We start from the raw sequence: 13,675 nt of genomic DNA, 5'->3' as shown, positions 1-13,675 counted from the left end.
TTTTAAGCCTACACTTCGTAATCGATTAAGCGGCGTTCGCTAATAATACTTTTGATAAAGGGTAATACCGCCTTATGCTCAGGATGGCCAGCATAGACCTGCAAAGCTTCGCGTGATTCAAACTCTGAGTACAGCGTCATATCGGCAGAATCGGGGCTGTCGGAAAAATCCACACCCACTTCTACTTTGATCAGGCCGGGTATTTTACCGTTCATACCTTCTATCAAGGTTTTTGCCTGAGCAATACTCTCAGCTTTGCTGCGGCCTTCTACGCCGTCTTTAATTCTAAATAACAGTACATGCTTAATCATTCTTGCTTCCTCGTTTATGCTATCAATCAGCGGCTTAAGCCGCCTCTATGGCTTCGCTATTTTCACCACCAAAGACCTCAATCACCGCGGCAATGAGCGCAGCCAGCTCCAGTGTCATAATGGCAAAGTCCACATCAAATTGCTCCGCCGCATCATGGGCATCCACCTGATTGGCTTTTTCCTGAATCAGGTCAGCAAACGCCAATCGCTTAATCGCCAAGGTATCATCAACCACAAACTCAATACCACCACTAAAACTTAAACCCAGCTTACTGACATACATACCGGCCTTGATATGGTTATTAATCTCGCTGGAAGTCAGGTCCTGGTGTTTGCAGCGAATCACGCCACCTTCATCGGTCGGGTCTTTTAGCTCGCACTCATGGCCAAACTCAAAGCCTTTCGGTGCATGGCCGCTTTTCAGCCAGGCAGTCATTACATGCTGAGGAATATTATTAGGTGTTATCGGTATCACCGGCACTGTACCAATCGTTTCCCGCAAATAACTAATCAACTCTTCTGCCCGCTTACTCGAAGCACTGTTAACCACTAACAAACCTTCTTTGGGGGCAATATAAGCAAACTGCAATGAAGAGCGAGCAAAGGCCTTGGGCAATAATTCAAAGGTAATTTCTTCTTTCAGGTTAGCCCGCTCTTTGCGACCTACTGAACGCCCTTCTTCGGTTTGTATCGCCAGAGCCTTCTCAACCACCTGCTCATTCACCACCGATGCAGGTAAGACTTTGTCCTGTTTTTTAGCGCAGATCATTATATAACCAGCCGCAGCGTGCACATATTCACTACCGTGATGGCCTAAGGGCGACACCCAACCGTAACGGGATAAATCCTGGCTACCGCAGGGCTGGAAAGCATACTCTTCAAGCTGCTCACTTAATGCTTCCGGGCTTAGGTCGAATGGCTTGGTAAAACGGTAGACCTGTAGGTTTTTAAACCACATGTTATTTAATTCCTATTATGGAGATTTGGCACTGAATAAATGAGAGCGTCCAACGAATACAAGACCAAAAGCAGCTGAAAAAAGTCAAAAACTCAATACCAAGGCCTGGTGTGGGCAGGTGTTTTCTGAGGCGTAAAAATGCAGGGAGGCATTTTCCCGAGCGTCCAGGGATGGTTTACAGCGCCCCCGGAAAACACCTGCCCACACCAGACCGTTCCCGCCCCAGCTACTTTCCAAAAATTAGCCAACAATAGCAATCAGCTCAACATCAAATACCAACGTCGCATAGGGCCCAATAGCACCACCGGCACCACGTTCGCCATAGGCTAACTGGTGAGGCAAATATAAGCGCCATTTAGAACCCACACCCATCATCTGCAGGGCTTCAGTCCAACCGGCAATCACGCCGTTAACCGGAAATTCTGTTGGCTCACCGCGATCAACCGAGCTATCGAAAACGGTGCCATCGATTAAAGTACCGTGGTAGTGAGTGCGGACGGTTGAAGTCGCTTCAGGCTTGTCACCATCGCCAGCTACCAACACTTCATACTGCATACCGCTTTCAGTGACGGTCACTTCATCGCGCTTGGCGTTATCAGCTAAAAAGGCATCACCCTCAGCGGACATGGCCTTGGATTTTTCAGCTTCCTGGGCTTGCATACGCTGGTTGATCTCTTCATAGGCGGCGCGCAGCAATTCGCTATCAACCGCGCTAGCAGCACCATTAAGGGCATCTTTAACACCCTCGGCAACGGCATTGATATCAAGGCCTTCAAAGGGATTGCTAGCAAGCTGGTCGCCCATTTGGCGGCCTACACCGTAACTGACACGTTGTTCTACTGTGGTATATTTCTCAGACATAAGTTTTACTCAACCGGATAATCAAAAGCCGCGCATTCTAGCATAAGACCCGCCCTCAGAGGTAGGCGGGGCATAGCGTTCATTGTCTGCTATGCTTACCTAATGCCTTTTATTAATAGCTGTGCACATTTAGCTAAACCCGTGAAGCCAACGCTGTGAAAAAACCCATTTCCAAAGCCGATATCCGCAATGATATGGAGAAGCAAATTGCCGACTTCCTTGAAAAAGGCGGGGAAGTGGCAGAGATCGAACGGGGCATTAGCGGCAGGGAGAACCCCAACGGCCCCTTAAAGCCGCAGACTACCGCTTTCCAAGAGCCCAAACAGGGCCGCACCTATGTGCCAGAGGTGGTCGCCGCCATTGATGCACGGCGCAATAAGAAGCCCGAAAAACCCAAACCAGCCATTCGTCGCCCCAGAAAGAAAATTATCTATGACGATTTTGGTGAGCCGCTAAGGGAAGTCTGGGTCGACGAATAAAGGCCTTTGGCCCGCCGCATAAGCTGACGGATATCATCCACAATAAAACACAGCACCGGAATCAGCAACAACGTCACTACCGTGGCGAATAACACACCAAAGGCCACTGATATCGCCATCGGTTTTAGGAACTGTGACTGGATGGAGGTTTCCAGCTGAATCGGCAGCAGCCCGACAAAGGTCGTTACCGAAGTCAGGATAACAGCCCGGAACCGCCTGACACCGGCGTCCAGTACCGCATCGCACCAGCCGATACCCTCCCGCACACGCTGATTGATATAATCCACCAGCACCAGACTGTCATTAACAACCACACCACTTAAAGCCACGATACCGATAAAAGAAATAATACTAATGGGCATGCCCATAATCATATGCCCCAGAAATGCCCCCACCACACCAAAAGGAATTACTGACATTATGATTAAGGGCTGACCATAGGACTTTAAGGGAATCGCCAAAGCGGCATAGACCATAATCAACATCACCAGTGTACCAATCACCAGACTGTTGGTATTTTCTGCCTGCTCTTCGGCTTCACCACTGAGGCGATAATCTACAGCGGGGTATTTGGCTAAAATACCTGGCAGGGTTTCTGCTTCCAGGGTGGCAACCACTTCAGAAGAGGTGGTTTTTAATTTATCGACATCGGCCTGTACATTCACCACCCGATGGCGATTAATACGGGTAATCGTACTGACTCCGGTGCTTTCTATAATTTCACCCACCACATCAAAGGGCACTTTTTCTGCCGTGGTATTGGCACTGGCGGGCAACTGAATCCACATAGAGCGCAAGGTTTCCAAACTCTGGCGCTGCTCGGCGGGGAAGCGAACATAGACACGCACTTCATGCCGATCACGTTGCAAGCGCTGAATCTCAGCACCAAAAAATGCCTGGCGTACCTGACGTGCCAACTCTGCTTGCCCCAAACCCAAGGCCTGACCTTCTGGAGTGATCCGAATATCGACCTCAGGACCACCGGCATCAAAGGTGTCTCGAACATCGTAAACACCATCAAACGGCAATAAAGCCATTTTCACCTCTTCAGCAGCCAATCGCAGCTGAGTCAAATCGTTACTCTGTAATTCTATATTAACTGGCAAGCCACTAAAGCCGGCATTGGCCGTGACCGATAAGGCTTTAACCCCGGGCAAGTCGCCAATCTTTTCACGCCAGCGATTGGCCAATTCTACCGAGGTAATATCCCGCTCAGTACTCGGCACTAACTCGACGGAAATAACGGCCTCATTATCCTTTTTGGCTTCAACCTCTAAAGCCAATATCACATCTTTATCCCACCGCTCACGGTAATTATCGTTGACCGCCAGAGCGGCCTTTTCAATATCCAGCGAATAAGCATGGGTCTGTTGATAGGAAGTACCCTGAGGCATTTGCAAGGTCACCTTCATACCATTGGAGGGCACCGAAGGAAAAAACACAAAACGCAAAATGCCGGAAGAGAAAAACGCAAAGGTAATAATAAATACCGCAATAAAAATCGCCAGACTTATATAGCGATAAGTGACCGCCATTTTTAATACGGGTTGATAACGGTACTGGGCAAAATTCTTTAAACCACTACTAATACGCTGCTGAACACGGGAAAGACTGGCGCCAACACCGCGCTTGTTATCTGCCGTATTTCTAAGTTTGATATGGCGTAAATGCGCCGGCAATACCAGCTTGGTTTCTATCAAAGAAAATATCAGGCAAAAAATAATCACCGGCCCGGCATAGCTAAATAGACGCCCAATCCCCTCTTCCATCAGCATCAAGGGCATAAACGCAAGAATGGTTGTTAGCACGCCAAAAATGGTCGGCACCGCGACTCGCTTAACTCCGCGAATAATACTTTCCATGCCTTGATCTTCTTTTTCCAACTGGTTATAGGCGCTTTCGCCCGTAACAATGGCATCGTCCACCAATATGCCCAACACCAGAATAAAACCAAACAGCGAAACAATATTGATCGAGAGGTCGACCATCGGAAAACTCATTACCAACAGTGCACCGAGAAAACAAAAGGGCAAACCCATCACCACCCAAAATGCCAGGGTGGTTTGTAAAAAGAGTGTCAGCACTATCATGACCAGCAACACACCCTGTGCCGCACTTTTCAGCAATAGGTTCATCCGACTCTCAAGCACCTCGGTACGATCGGCCCAAACACTCACCTCAACACCTACCGGCAAGCGCTGCCGCAGCCTTTCTGCATAGGCATTGACCCGGTCGCTGGTCATTAGGGCGCTTTGCCGCCCTACTCGCATAACTTTCAGGGTAATGCCCGAGCGACCATTAAGGCGGCTCAGGTAAGGCTGGTCTTCAAAACCATCAATCACGCTGGCCACATCGCCAACCGTTATCCGGGTGCCGTCTTCCCGGCTAACTAATGTCAGCGCTTCAAACTCTTGCTCCGTATAAGCCTGCCCCATAGAACGCAAACTGATAGAACCGGAATCGGTGCGCAATTTACCGCCGGGTAAATCCTTCGATTGATTGCGCACCGCATTGACTACATCGTCAAACTGTAAACCGTATTGACGCAGGGCAAGGTTGGACACCTCAATGGCTATTTCATAGTCCCTGCTCCCGGTTACATCGACCTGAGTAATATCAGGCATGGCCAGTAACTCATCCCTTGCATTATCGGCTAACTGCTTTAACTGCTCTTCTCTTAAGTCACCATACAAGGTCAGGTTAAGCACACGGTTACGGGTAATGCCCTCTTCGATAACCGGTGGTTCCGCATCAAGCGGAAAGGATGCAATACTATCAACCCGCACTTTGACTTTGCTGGTCGCCGCCGACATATCAGTACCCGGATCGAACTCAACCCGCACCACACCACTGCCCTCATTAGCCGTCGAGCGAATTTCCCGAATACCGACAATATCCTGAATTTTCTCTTCAACTTTAATCAGAATGCCCTGCTCAACCTCTTCCGGCGAACTGCCCGGATAGGGGACGGTAATGGTGACCACCTCATTAGAGAACGTGGGGTAAACTTCTTTGGTGATAGTGAACAGGGACTGGATACCCGCCACCATTACTACCAGCATCAATAGATTGGCAGCCACAGGGTTGCGGGCCATCCAGGCGATAATGCCGGTTTCCAAGGGAGGGGTTGGCGGTATTGCTGGAGGTGTACTCATTTATGCCTCCGGGGCCGGTGAACCCACCGAGAGCTGCTGTTCCGGGACCACCGTAATCTGCATACCTTCTACCATGAGGTCCAGCTTGGTCATAACGACTTGATCACCATCTTTCAGACCATCACTAATCACAATCGCATCACGCTCACGCCTGGCTACCGTAACCTGTCTGGATACCAGAGTGCTGTTATCGACCACATAGACAAAGTTATCGCCATGCAGTGCCGACCGGGGAATACGCACGCCACTCTCAATCGTAATACCATCGATCACGGCATCCACAAACAAGCCTACCGATAAAGGGATCGGATATTGCTCAGCATTATAAGGCTGGTCTACATCGGCAACGACAAAAAAGGTGCGGGTATTGGCATCAACCCGACGCTCTATTCTAACCAAGCGCCCCTGCCATTGCTGGCGGGTCATACCAAAATTGGCACTGAGTTCGACCTTGGGCAACTCGCCACCCTCAGCAGGGATGGCTTCAATAAAATAGATTTCAGCGGCGGTGACCGGCAACCTGACCTCGGCGGTATTGGTACTGTATAAGGTAAACAGCACGGCATTGCTGGACACATATTGCCCCAGATCAACCTGCTTGTTATCTACCACGGCATCAAAGGGTGCCCGGATCTCCGTCGCCGCCAAATCGGCTTTTGCCTGCTTGAGTTTTTCTTCAGCGGCCTTATAGCGTGCTTCAACCAAAGCCAATTTGGGCTGGCGCAAGCTGGCAGTAGCTGACTGCTTATTATTACTGCGGTAAGTCGTGCCCCGGCGAAACTCATTGCGCTCTTCAGTCAGGGATAGATTGGCATCAGCCACACTGGCCTCGGCTTCAGCCAGGGCCACTTGGTAATCAGTCGGGTCCAGCTTCATTAGCAGTGTACCCGCCTCAATATGGGCCCCTTCAACGAAACTCGGAGATACCCATATAACACGTCCAGCGACTTCACTGGCCCACTCTATCGTTCGCCTTGCACCTACCGTGCCCTGCGAACGGACACTTAGAGTCAAGGGACCATTCTTAATGGTACTCACTTCTACATTGGGGCTTGGCTGGACATTAGGCTTTTTGGCTGGAGCGGTCTGCAGGGCAATCATGGCCTGGGCAATCAACACAGCAACAATAATAATGGCAACAGGCAATAAACGTTTTAGCCAAACCTGACTCATTCAAAACTTCCTCTAATTAGTGCGAAACAACCGACTGGCTGCGCATTATACGCAGCTATGACTGATTTACAGGGTATTTAGTTGCAGAAAAGCATCATAAGCCGATAACAGCCCGCCCACGTTGACAAATATCAACGCTATTTAGCTGCTATCTATTTGATCTTATTGACTATTTTATGTCCAGCAATGCAAGAGCTGAGTATCCTCAGCAAAAAAATAACGCTTTTTTTCATGTTAAAACTTGCAGGATAAACAAAGCCCACTAAGCTGTATAGTTATACAGTACTGATTATTGATACAGACATGTTAATCAATACAGTACTTCGCCACGATGATATTAAAGACCAGACAGCAGAGAGCAAAGAGAGAGAAACCATGAAAAATTCAGCCAGCAATAGCGTATTTACCCAAGTCGACTACCGTCAATTCCGTCAACACCTTGCCGATATCACCACCAACACCGTCAAAGGCAAAGGCTACGAAACCGCCATCTACGATAGCAAAGGTGATATCCAGGCTATCGTTCACGCCGCCTCTATTGATACCAATGGCCACTGCTACCCGGCGGAGTACTTTATTCGCAGCTCGGCGCTGCCAGCGGCTTCTGAGTTGGAATGGCTATATGCGGCCTAATTGGGTTATTGCGGCTAAAGCAAACCGTCAGTTCCGTTAAGGAGCATTGCTGCCCAGAATAAATGGGGGGCTATCGTTTTTTACATAGGCTTGGCACGATCTGCACTGGGTAGGGGGTTGCGCTTTCTTCAAATGGTTAACCCGTAGGGTGGATTATAATCCACCGGTATATGGATGCTCATGGCTGGGCTTGGTGGATTGTAATCCACCCTACAGTATTCGGCTGTTGGTGGAGGGGTGAACGTCTCCTTGGCTTGAAAGACACTGGCCTTATTTAAGGCATTTACCCCTTACAGCAATGCGCCACTATCAAAGCTATAAACACAGGAGTACACGCCACCAACTTATGGTATGATCCCGCCTCTTTTATAGCCGTTATAACAAGCCCAGATTATGTATGTATTTTCCGTGAATGCGCGCACACCAAAAGCCTTTGAGGGCTTTGCCAAAGGCGCTGAAGTCCCCTTTATTATGTATATCAATTTCAAAGATCTGTTTGGTGCCGAACAACTGTGCCAAATTTATTTAAAGCAACAGGGCTTTGAAAGACCCGCTATCGAAAAAAGAAAGTTGATCGAAGATAAATTTCTTGTTGACCAAAAGCTAATCGATGCCGACCCAGCCCTTAAAGAAGCCCTTGCCTCGGGTTACTCCATCCAAATCTTTAGCTCTCACTAATAGACCATCATGACCTTAAAGCACTGTATTATTCACCAGATTGAACGGCCCGTACCCGGCGCAGACCTCACCACCACCCTGCGTGATGAAGAGAACAGCAGTTCCGGCCCGCCTATTCATTATTCGAGCAATTAAAGCAAAGCTACCAGCGCAGCAGCCAAAAGCAGTATGGTCACTTTGATCAGGAGCTATCTGATAACCCGGTGCCCGGTTGGCTACAGGAACATCAGCAGGGTAAATCTCCCTTTGCCAGAACCAGCCAGCGCTTGTTAGAACAGCTGCAACAAAAGATGGGGGATAATGACGAAGCTTTTTCCGCACATATTATGATTGCCCTGGAAACCATTATGGACCAGGACCAGCTCTATATTTTCTGGTTTAACCATATCGAAGCCGCCCATATCGACAACACACTGGATATCGCTCCCAGCCGCTATATCGACAGCAATAAAATGCTCTACAGTGCACGCCTGTTTATTGAAGAGTGGTTAGAAGAAGATTCACAAAAATATCTTTCAATTATTACCAGCCGTGGTAATAAAAACCTTAGCGATGCTTTTAGTGGTTTTCTGGGCTTTTCTACCGGGCTGGATCTGGTGGTTGAAACCAGCGAGTTTTTAACCATTGTCGACCAGTATGCCGACTCACTGCCGGAAGAGAAAGTGACCGACTACAAAGGCAAAATTCTCGACTACTGTGTTGAGCAAGACAAACAAGGCGCCCCTGTGGTCTTTGAGGATATCTCCACACAATTAAACGAACAACAGCCAAAAGAGTTCGCTGATTTTGTATCGTCAAAGCAAGAAGCCCCCAAGCCTGAGATCTATACCGACCGGGGCAGTCTAAAACGCTATGTGCGCTATTTTGGCCGAGATAAAAATATGAGCATCAGTTTTTCTGCCGATATGTTTGGGCAAAATATTGTCTATGATGAAGCCTCCGGTACTTTAACCATTAAAGAAATCCCCAAATCCCTAAAGCAGCAGCTAAAAGGCTCTAATACCCCCACTACAGAGTAATATTTACTATCAGTCATAGTGTGCTATAAATAATAGCCAGCACAGTAATATCCAATATGGATCATTAACACTCTAACGGGATAGCAATAGCATGCATGATATCTGGGTTAACGACCTAATGACCCGCGAGGTCACCACTTGCAAAGCTGAGACATTATTAACCGATGTGGTCAAAATGCTGCACAGTGAAAAATTCTCTTGTTTGGTTGTCACCAAAGACGAGGCGCCTATCGGCATTATTACGGAACGGGATATGGTTACTATCCTGGCGGATATGCTAGCGGATGTTAGTTGGGACTCGCTTTCGGTAGCAAACTTTATGTCTACCAACCCGATTACTATCCAGGAAGATCACACCCTGTTTGAAGCTGTTGATATTATTCGTGAAGAAGGTATTCGCCATGCACCGGTGATTAACCGGGACAATAAGCTGATTGGTTTGCTGACCCAAACCGATATTATCAACGGCCTTTATCAGGCTGCCACCTTAGAAGAAGCCTGACACCCCGAAACGACACCTCGAAACGACACCTCGAACCTATGTTTGAAAAGGAAGACTTAGTAACCATCGCCAATATGGCTATGCCCTTTGGCAAATATCAGGGGCGGCCTCTTATCGATGTGCCCGAAGAATATTTATTATGGTTTGAGAAAAAAGGCTTTCCTGAAGGCAAGCTGGGCATGCTGATGCAATTGACACTGGAAATCAAAGTGAACGGACAGGATGAGATTATCCAGCCGTTAAAAAAAGCTAACAAGCCCTAACAACAGCGAACAACCCCGGCCAAATTAAACATCATAGCCTTAGATATTTTACCCTGCACTAATCATTGATGCGGTAGGCATCCATTTGAATTTTCTCGACAAAACGACCTAGCATAATCACCTGGCCCTTATACCGCTCATTCCCTGTGCTGGTAAATTCAAAATTATAGGAGCGCCACAACATTAAATTGCCATTGTTATGGCGCTTAAACCAAAAACCTTTGAGCGCCACACCGTCATCCAGCAATTGCACGTTCATGCGCTTGCAGTGGTCCCGGGTTGCCATCAACGCTTTTTGCTTTACCCCCTGGGCATTCCACCACAACATCACAAACGCGATAAAAACAAAGCCGACAAAAACATCTCCTAATTCAAACATCGCCTTACCACATTAAATCGTCGGGGATTTGATAATCGGCATAAGGATCATCTTCATCAATATCATTGCTGGCGACTTCGTTGGCAACAATGACCCGCGCCGGTAAACGCTGCTGTATTTTTTCCGCCACCCCTGCTGGGACGACTTCGTACTTATCGTTCAAACTGACAATGGCTAAACGGCCACGGCTCAATTGTTCCAACATGATGTGGTCGACCAGTATCTTCTTAATTTTTTTATCGTCGGTAAAATTATAATCAAGCTCGGCACCTTCGCGGGATAAGCGATTGACTTCGATCAGCTGCTTCACCTGTGCCGCAATCGCTTTCTTATCCGCCTCCGCCATACGCTCTTCATTGAGCTGGCGGTCACGCTGTTGTTTTTCCTGCCGTGCTTGCTCTACCTGCTGCCTGGTTTCATCCACCACAGATTCTTTGGATTTACGCTGCTGCTGGGTTTGCTTGGTCTTTTGCTTTTTAATTTGTTTCGCTTTCTTTTTATCCGCCAGACCCGCTTTTAATAATTGATCCTGTAGTGAACCGGCCATTACGCCACCTCCTGCGTCACTTTGTCTAACACTTCAACCAGAGTATCCGCCGGTTGCGCACCGGACAAACCATAGCGGTTATCAATAATAAAAAAGGGCACACCAGTAACCCCTTGCTGCCTGGCGACTTCAACCCCTTCGATAACTGCATGTTCGGCATCAGCATTCGCCAGCGCAGCAGTCACAGTAGCCCTGTCTAAACCTACCTCCACCGCCAAGCGAGTGAGCACGTCACTATCACCTATATCGTCACAATCCGTAAAAAAAGCTTTGAATAAAGCCTCTGACATCGCATCCTGCTTGCCATGCTCAAGCGCCAACTGGGATATCACATGGGCCGACAGGGTATTAGGAGAGCGCGAGCCTTCCTTATAGGCGATGGTAATACCCTCCTCACGGCCTATTTCCCCCATACTCCCCATAATCGTCTCGGCACGTTCAGCACCAAAAATACTGATCATATGCGCTTTGCGATCTTTGCCCTCTCGGGGCATATCCGGGTTTAACTGAAAGGGACGAAAGCTGACTTCAACGGCCAAATCCGGGCGTTGGGCCAGAGCCTTTTCAAGGCGGCGTTTACCCACGTAGCACCAGGGGCAGACATAATCTGAGACGACTTCTATTTTTATCGGCTGTTGCTGTGACATGATGGCGATATTCACTGTTATTTTAATCGTTCGATAAGGCCATAGTTTACTGTGAAAACGGCCTTATAAACACCGTAGACTGTAAGGAATATTCACTGCTGATGAAAAAACCATCAATGTCACAAAATCACCAAAAAGCTCGGGGTGATTAGTAGAATTATCAGCAACTTGAACCATACTAGAAGCACAATAGTGATAAGGATCCACCATGGTTAGAAGAACCAAAATTGTTGCCACCATAGGCCCCGCCTCCGGCAGCGCTGAAATGATAGCCCGACTGTTAGATAAGGGCGTCAACGTCTTTCGTCTTAACTTTTCTCACGGTTCAGCGGATGGCCACCGCGAACAAGCCAGTATTATTAGAGCAGTCTGCGCCGATAAGAAGATCAATGCCGCGATTTTGGGCGATCTGCAAGGCCCTAAAATTCGCATAGGTGATTTACATAAAGAGTCACTGACACTGCTTGATGGTGGCGATATCACATTGACCATTGACGACAGCAAAGCCAAAACAGATAACTGCGTATCGGTAGGCTATAAAGCCCTGCCCGGCTCTGTCGCGGCCGGTGATACCCTCTTGCTGGATGATGGACTGATCCAGCTAACCGTTAGCGGAGTCGAAGGGGATGACGTCCATTGCAAGATCAAAGTCGGTGGTGAGTTAAAATCACGCAAAGGCCTTAACCGTTTAGGGGGCGGTCTCTCTGCTCCAGCGATTACGGAAAAAGATGTAGCCGATATTGAGCTGGCGGTGGAGCTTAAACTGGACTTTTTGGCAGTTTCCTTTCCCAGTTGTGCCGATGATTTAATTCCGGTGAAAGACAAACTGGCAGCGCTGAATGCCAATATCAATATTATTTCCAAAATTGAGCGGGCCGAAGCCGTCGCCTCGGATGACACCCTTAATGCGTTAATCGCTGCCTCAGATGGCGTGATGGTAGCCCGTGGTGATCTGGGAGTTGAAATTGGTGACGCACAATTAATTGGTGTGCAAAAGAAGATTATTCGCCAGGCCCGGCGCGCCAATAAACCGGTGATTACCGCCACCCAAATGATGGAGTCGATGATTCACTCCCCGGTACCGACACGAGCCGAAGTGTTTGATGTGGCTAACGCAGTGCTCGATGGTACCGATGCGGTGATGCTCTCGGCCGAAACGGCCACCGGCAAACACCCCACAAAAGTCGTGGCTGCGATGGCCGATGCCTGCCTGGGTGCAGAGCAACATCCGGAAACCCGCACCTCCCGTTATCGCATTGATAAAATGATTGAAACGACTAACGAGTCGATTGCCTTATCGGCGATTTATGCCGCCAACCATTTGGAAAATGTCAGGGCCAGTATATGTTTAACTGAATCCGGTGAAACCGCCTTAATTATGTCGAGACTAAGCTCAAGCTTGCCGATCTATGGTATGTCCCGTCACCAGCAAACCTGCCAACGAATGGCCCTCTATCGCGGTGTAGTCCCTATTCTGGTCGACTTAAATGATGGCGAAGACAATGTTTACCACAACGCGATGATGACCATAGCGGATACCGGCGCTCTCCAAGCCGGTGATCGAGTGATTATCACCTGTGGTGATATTCGCGGCTCTGGAGGTATGACGAACACCTTAAAAATTCTTGAGTATCCAGGTTAGGCCAGAGCATGCTGACGCTTTCCAGCCACGTTATTATTCCCGGCTCCGAATTGGAAATTACCGCCATTCGAGCACAGGGTGCGGGTGGGCAGAACGTCAACAAAGTCTCTTCTGCGATTCATTTACGCTTTGATATCAAGGCATCATCGCTGCCGGATTTTTACAAACAGCGGCTATTACAGCTTAGTGACCAGCGCATCAGTAAAGAGGGCATTATTATTATCAAAGCCCAAACCCATAGAACTCAGGAAAAAAACCGCGAAGATGCTCTGCAACGGCTAAAGGAACTGATTAAAAAAGCCACCAAACTGACCAAAGTACGCCGCCCGACCAAGGCCACCAAAGGCTCACAGAGGCGACGTATGGATAAAAAAACCCAGCGCGGTAAAACCAAGTCCCTCAGGGGCAAACCCAGCTTCTAAGCCCAT

Annotated in this window: 16 protein-coding genes and 1 pseudogene; 9 read left to right on the top strand and 8 right to left on the bottom strand. The window is 48.4% G+C overall.

Translation table 11 applies throughout. The features are described from left to right. Positions 1-8 precede the first annotated feature (8 nt). The 3 genes from BST96_RS12875 to BST96_RS12865 form a co-directional block, all read right to left on the bottom strand. Positions 9-311, bottom strand: a complete 303-nt coding sequence (locus tag BST96_RS12875; protein ID WP_085759098.1) for a Dabb family protein — start codon at positions 309-311, stop codon at positions 9-11. A gap of 34 nt (positions 312-345) precedes the next feature. Next, complete coding sequence (gene rdgC, locus BST96_RS12870; protein ID WP_085759097.1) at positions 346-1,269, bottom strand: recombination-associated protein RdgC; 924 nt, start codon at positions 1,267-1,269, stop codon at positions 346-348. 240 nt (positions 1,270-1,509) lie between these two features. Next, positions 1,510-2,130, bottom strand: coding sequence for a BamJ family beta-barrel-assembly machinery protein (locus tag BST96_RS12865; protein WP_085759096.1), 621 nt, complete (start codon positions 2,128-2,130; stop codon positions 1,510-1,512). Positions 2,131-2,285: 155 nt separating this feature from the next. On the opposite strand from BST96_RS12865, the gene BST96_RS12860 reads away from it, so the two are divergent. Then, positions 2,286-2,609 (top strand): hypothetical protein, encoded by a 324-nt coding sequence (locus tag BST96_RS12860; RefSeq protein WP_085759095.1) that lies wholly within the window; start codon positions 2,286-2,288, stop codon positions 2,607-2,609. Here BST96_RS12860 and BST96_RS12855 read toward each other — a convergent pair. Together BST96_RS12855 and BST96_RS12850 are read right to left on the bottom strand one after the other, a co-directional pair. Beyond that, positions 2,561-5,764: an efflux RND transporter permease subunit gene (locus BST96_RS12855; protein WP_206045336.1), complete on the bottom strand. Its 3,204-nt coding sequence runs from the start codon at positions 5,762-5,764 to the stop codon at positions 2,561-2,563. The two genes, BST96_RS12860 and BST96_RS12855, sit on opposite strands and share 49 nt — an antisense overlap. Next, a complete protein-coding gene (locus BST96_RS12850; protein ID WP_085759094.1) occupies positions 5,765-6,937 on the bottom strand; it encodes an efflux RND transporter periplasmic adaptor subunit in 1,173 nt (390 codons plus the stop codon). A gap of 303 nt (positions 6,938-7,240) precedes the next feature. Here BST96_RS12850 and BST96_RS12845 point away from each other — a divergent pair, with 303 nt between their 5' ends. The 6 genes and pseudogenes from BST96_RS12845 to BST96_RS12825 all read left to right on the top strand — a co-directional run bounded on the left by BST96_RS12845 (position 7,241) and on the right by BST96_RS12825 (position 10,032). Further along, complete coding sequence (locus BST96_RS12845; protein ID WP_085759093.1) at positions 7,241-7,570, top strand: hypothetical protein; 330 nt, start codon at positions 7,241-7,243, stop codon at positions 7,568-7,570. Between the two features lie 393 nt (positions 7,571-7,963). Next, the gene (locus tag BST96_RS12840; protein ID WP_085759092.1) at positions 7,964-8,248 is read left to right on the top strand and encodes a hypothetical protein; all 285 of its coding nucleotides are present in this window, start codon (positions 7,964-7,966) and stop codon (positions 8,246-8,248) included. Positions 8,249-8,257: 9 nt separating this feature from the next. Then, complete coding sequence (locus BST96_RS21315) at positions 8,258-8,383, top strand: hypothetical protein (protein ID WP_276206916.1); 126 nt, start codon at positions 8,258-8,260, stop codon at positions 8,381-8,383. Between the two features lie 44 nt (positions 8,384-8,427). Next, a pseudogene (locus BST96_RS12835) lies at positions 8,428-9,267 on the top strand (nucleoid-associated protein); the annotation flags it as partial. 91 nt (positions 9,268-9,358) lie between these two features. Next, positions 9,359-9,769, top strand: a complete 411-nt coding sequence (locus BST96_RS12830; protein WP_085759091.1) for a CBS domain-containing protein — start codon at positions 9,359-9,361, stop codon at positions 9,767-9,769. Positions 9,770-9,807: 38 nt separating this feature from the next. Then, entirely contained in the window at positions 9,808-10,032 is a 225-nt protein-coding gene (locus BST96_RS12825) for a DUF3820 family protein (RefSeq protein ID WP_085759090.1), read from the top strand. Positions 10,033-10,090: 58 nt separating this feature from the next. Here the strand turns inward: BST96_RS12825 and BST96_RS12820 are convergent, their stop codons facing one another. The 3 genes from BST96_RS12820 to BST96_RS12810 are packed head-to-tail and all read right to left on the bottom strand — an operon-like array spanning position 10,091 to position 11,605. After that, entirely contained in the window at positions 10,091-10,411 is a 321-nt protein-coding gene (locus BST96_RS12820; RefSeq protein ID WP_085759089.1) for a DUF3301 domain-containing protein, read from the bottom strand. Positions 10,412-10,415: 4 nt separating this feature from the next. Then, positions 10,416-10,958, bottom strand: a complete 543-nt coding sequence (locus BST96_RS12815) for a DUF2058 domain-containing protein (protein WP_085759088.1) — start codon at positions 10,956-10,958, stop codon at positions 10,416-10,418. Then, positions 10,958-11,605, bottom strand: a complete 648-nt coding sequence (locus BST96_RS12810; RefSeq protein ID WP_085759087.1) for a DsbA family oxidoreductase — start codon at positions 11,603-11,605, stop codon at positions 10,958-10,960. Before BST96_RS12810 ends, BST96_RS12815 begins: the two co-directional genes overlap by 1 nt. Positions 11,606-11,813: 208 nt before the next feature. On the opposite strand from BST96_RS12810, the gene pyk reads away from it, so the two are divergent. Further along, complete coding sequence (pyk, locus tag BST96_RS12805) at positions 11,814-13,247, top strand: pyruvate kinase (protein WP_085759086.1); 1,434 nt, start codon at positions 11,814-11,816, stop codon at positions 13,245-13,247. An 8-nt stretch (positions 13,248-13,255) separates the two neighbouring features. Then, on the top strand, positions 13,256-13,669 hold the full coding sequence (gene arfB / locus BST96_RS12800) for an alternative ribosome rescue aminoacyl-tRNA hydrolase ArfB (RefSeq protein WP_085759085.1): 414 nt from the start codon (positions 13,256-13,258) through the stop codon (positions 13,667-13,669). The last annotated feature ends 6 nt before the right edge of the window (positions 13,670-13,675 follow it).

The sequence above is a fragment of the Oceanicoccus sagamiensis genome, assembly GCF_002117105.1.
Lineage (GTDB): Bacteria > Pseudomonadota > Gammaproteobacteria > Pseudomonadales > Dasaniaceae > Oceanicoccus > Oceanicoccus sagamiensis.
This window is presented reverse-complemented; position numbering and strand designations above follow the sequence as displayed.

Excerpts from the sequence above, each read along its gene's own strand:
- BST96_RS12875 (WP_085759098.1), bottom strand. The coding sequence starts at position 311 with ATGATTAAGCATGTACTGTTATTTAGAATTAAAGACGGCGTAGAAGGC.
- rdgC (WP_085759097.1), bottom strand. The coding sequence starts at position 1,269 with ATGTGGTTTAAAAACCTACAGGTCTACCGTTTTACCAAGCCATTCGAC.
- BST96_RS12865 (WP_085759096.1), bottom strand. The coding sequence starts at position 2,130 with ATGTCTGAGAAATATACCACAGTAGAACAACGTGTCAGTTACGGTGTA.
- BST96_RS12855 (WP_206045336.1), bottom strand. The coding sequence starts at position 5,764 with ATGAGTACACCTCCAGCAATACCGCCAACCCCTCCCTTGGAAACCGGC.
- BST96_RS12850 (WP_085759094.1), bottom strand. The coding sequence starts at position 6,937 with ATGAGTCAGGTTTGGCTAAAACGTTTATTGCCTGTTGCCATTATTATT.
- BST96_RS12845 (WP_085759093.1), top strand. The coding sequence starts at position 7,241 with ATGTTAATCAATACAGTACTTCGCCACGATGATATTAAAGACCAGACA.
- BST96_RS12840 (WP_085759092.1), top strand. The coding sequence starts at position 7,964 with ATGTATGTATTTTCCGTGAATGCGCGCACACCAAAAGCCTTTGAGGGC.
- BST96_RS21315 (WP_276206916.1), top strand. The coding sequence starts at position 8,258 with ATGACCTTAAAGCACTGTATTATTCACCAGATTGAACGGCCCGTACCC.
- BST96_RS12830 (WP_085759091.1), top strand. The coding sequence starts at position 9,359 with ATGCATGATATCTGGGTTAACGACCTAATGACCCGCGAGGTCACCACT.
- BST96_RS12825 (WP_085759090.1), top strand. The coding sequence starts at position 9,808 with ATGTTTGAAAAGGAAGACTTAGTAACCATCGCCAATATGGCTATGCCC.
- BST96_RS12820 (WP_085759089.1), bottom strand. The coding sequence starts at position 10,411 with ATGTTTGAATTAGGAGATGTTTTTGTCGGCTTTGTTTTTATCGCGTTT.
- BST96_RS12815 (WP_085759088.1), bottom strand. The coding sequence starts at position 10,958 with ATGGCCGGTTCACTACAGGATCAATTATTAAAAGCGGGTCTGGCGGAT.
- BST96_RS12810 (WP_085759087.1), bottom strand. The coding sequence starts at position 11,605 with ATGTCACAGCAACAGCCGATAAAAATAGAAGTCGTCTCAGATTATGTC.
- pyk (WP_085759086.1), top strand. The coding sequence starts at position 11,814 with ATGGTTAGAAGAACCAAAATTGTTGCCACCATAGGCCCCGCCTCCGGC.
- arfB (WP_085759085.1), top strand. The coding sequence starts at position 13,256 with ATGCTGACGCTTTCCAGCCACGTTATTATTCCCGGCTCCGAATTGGAA.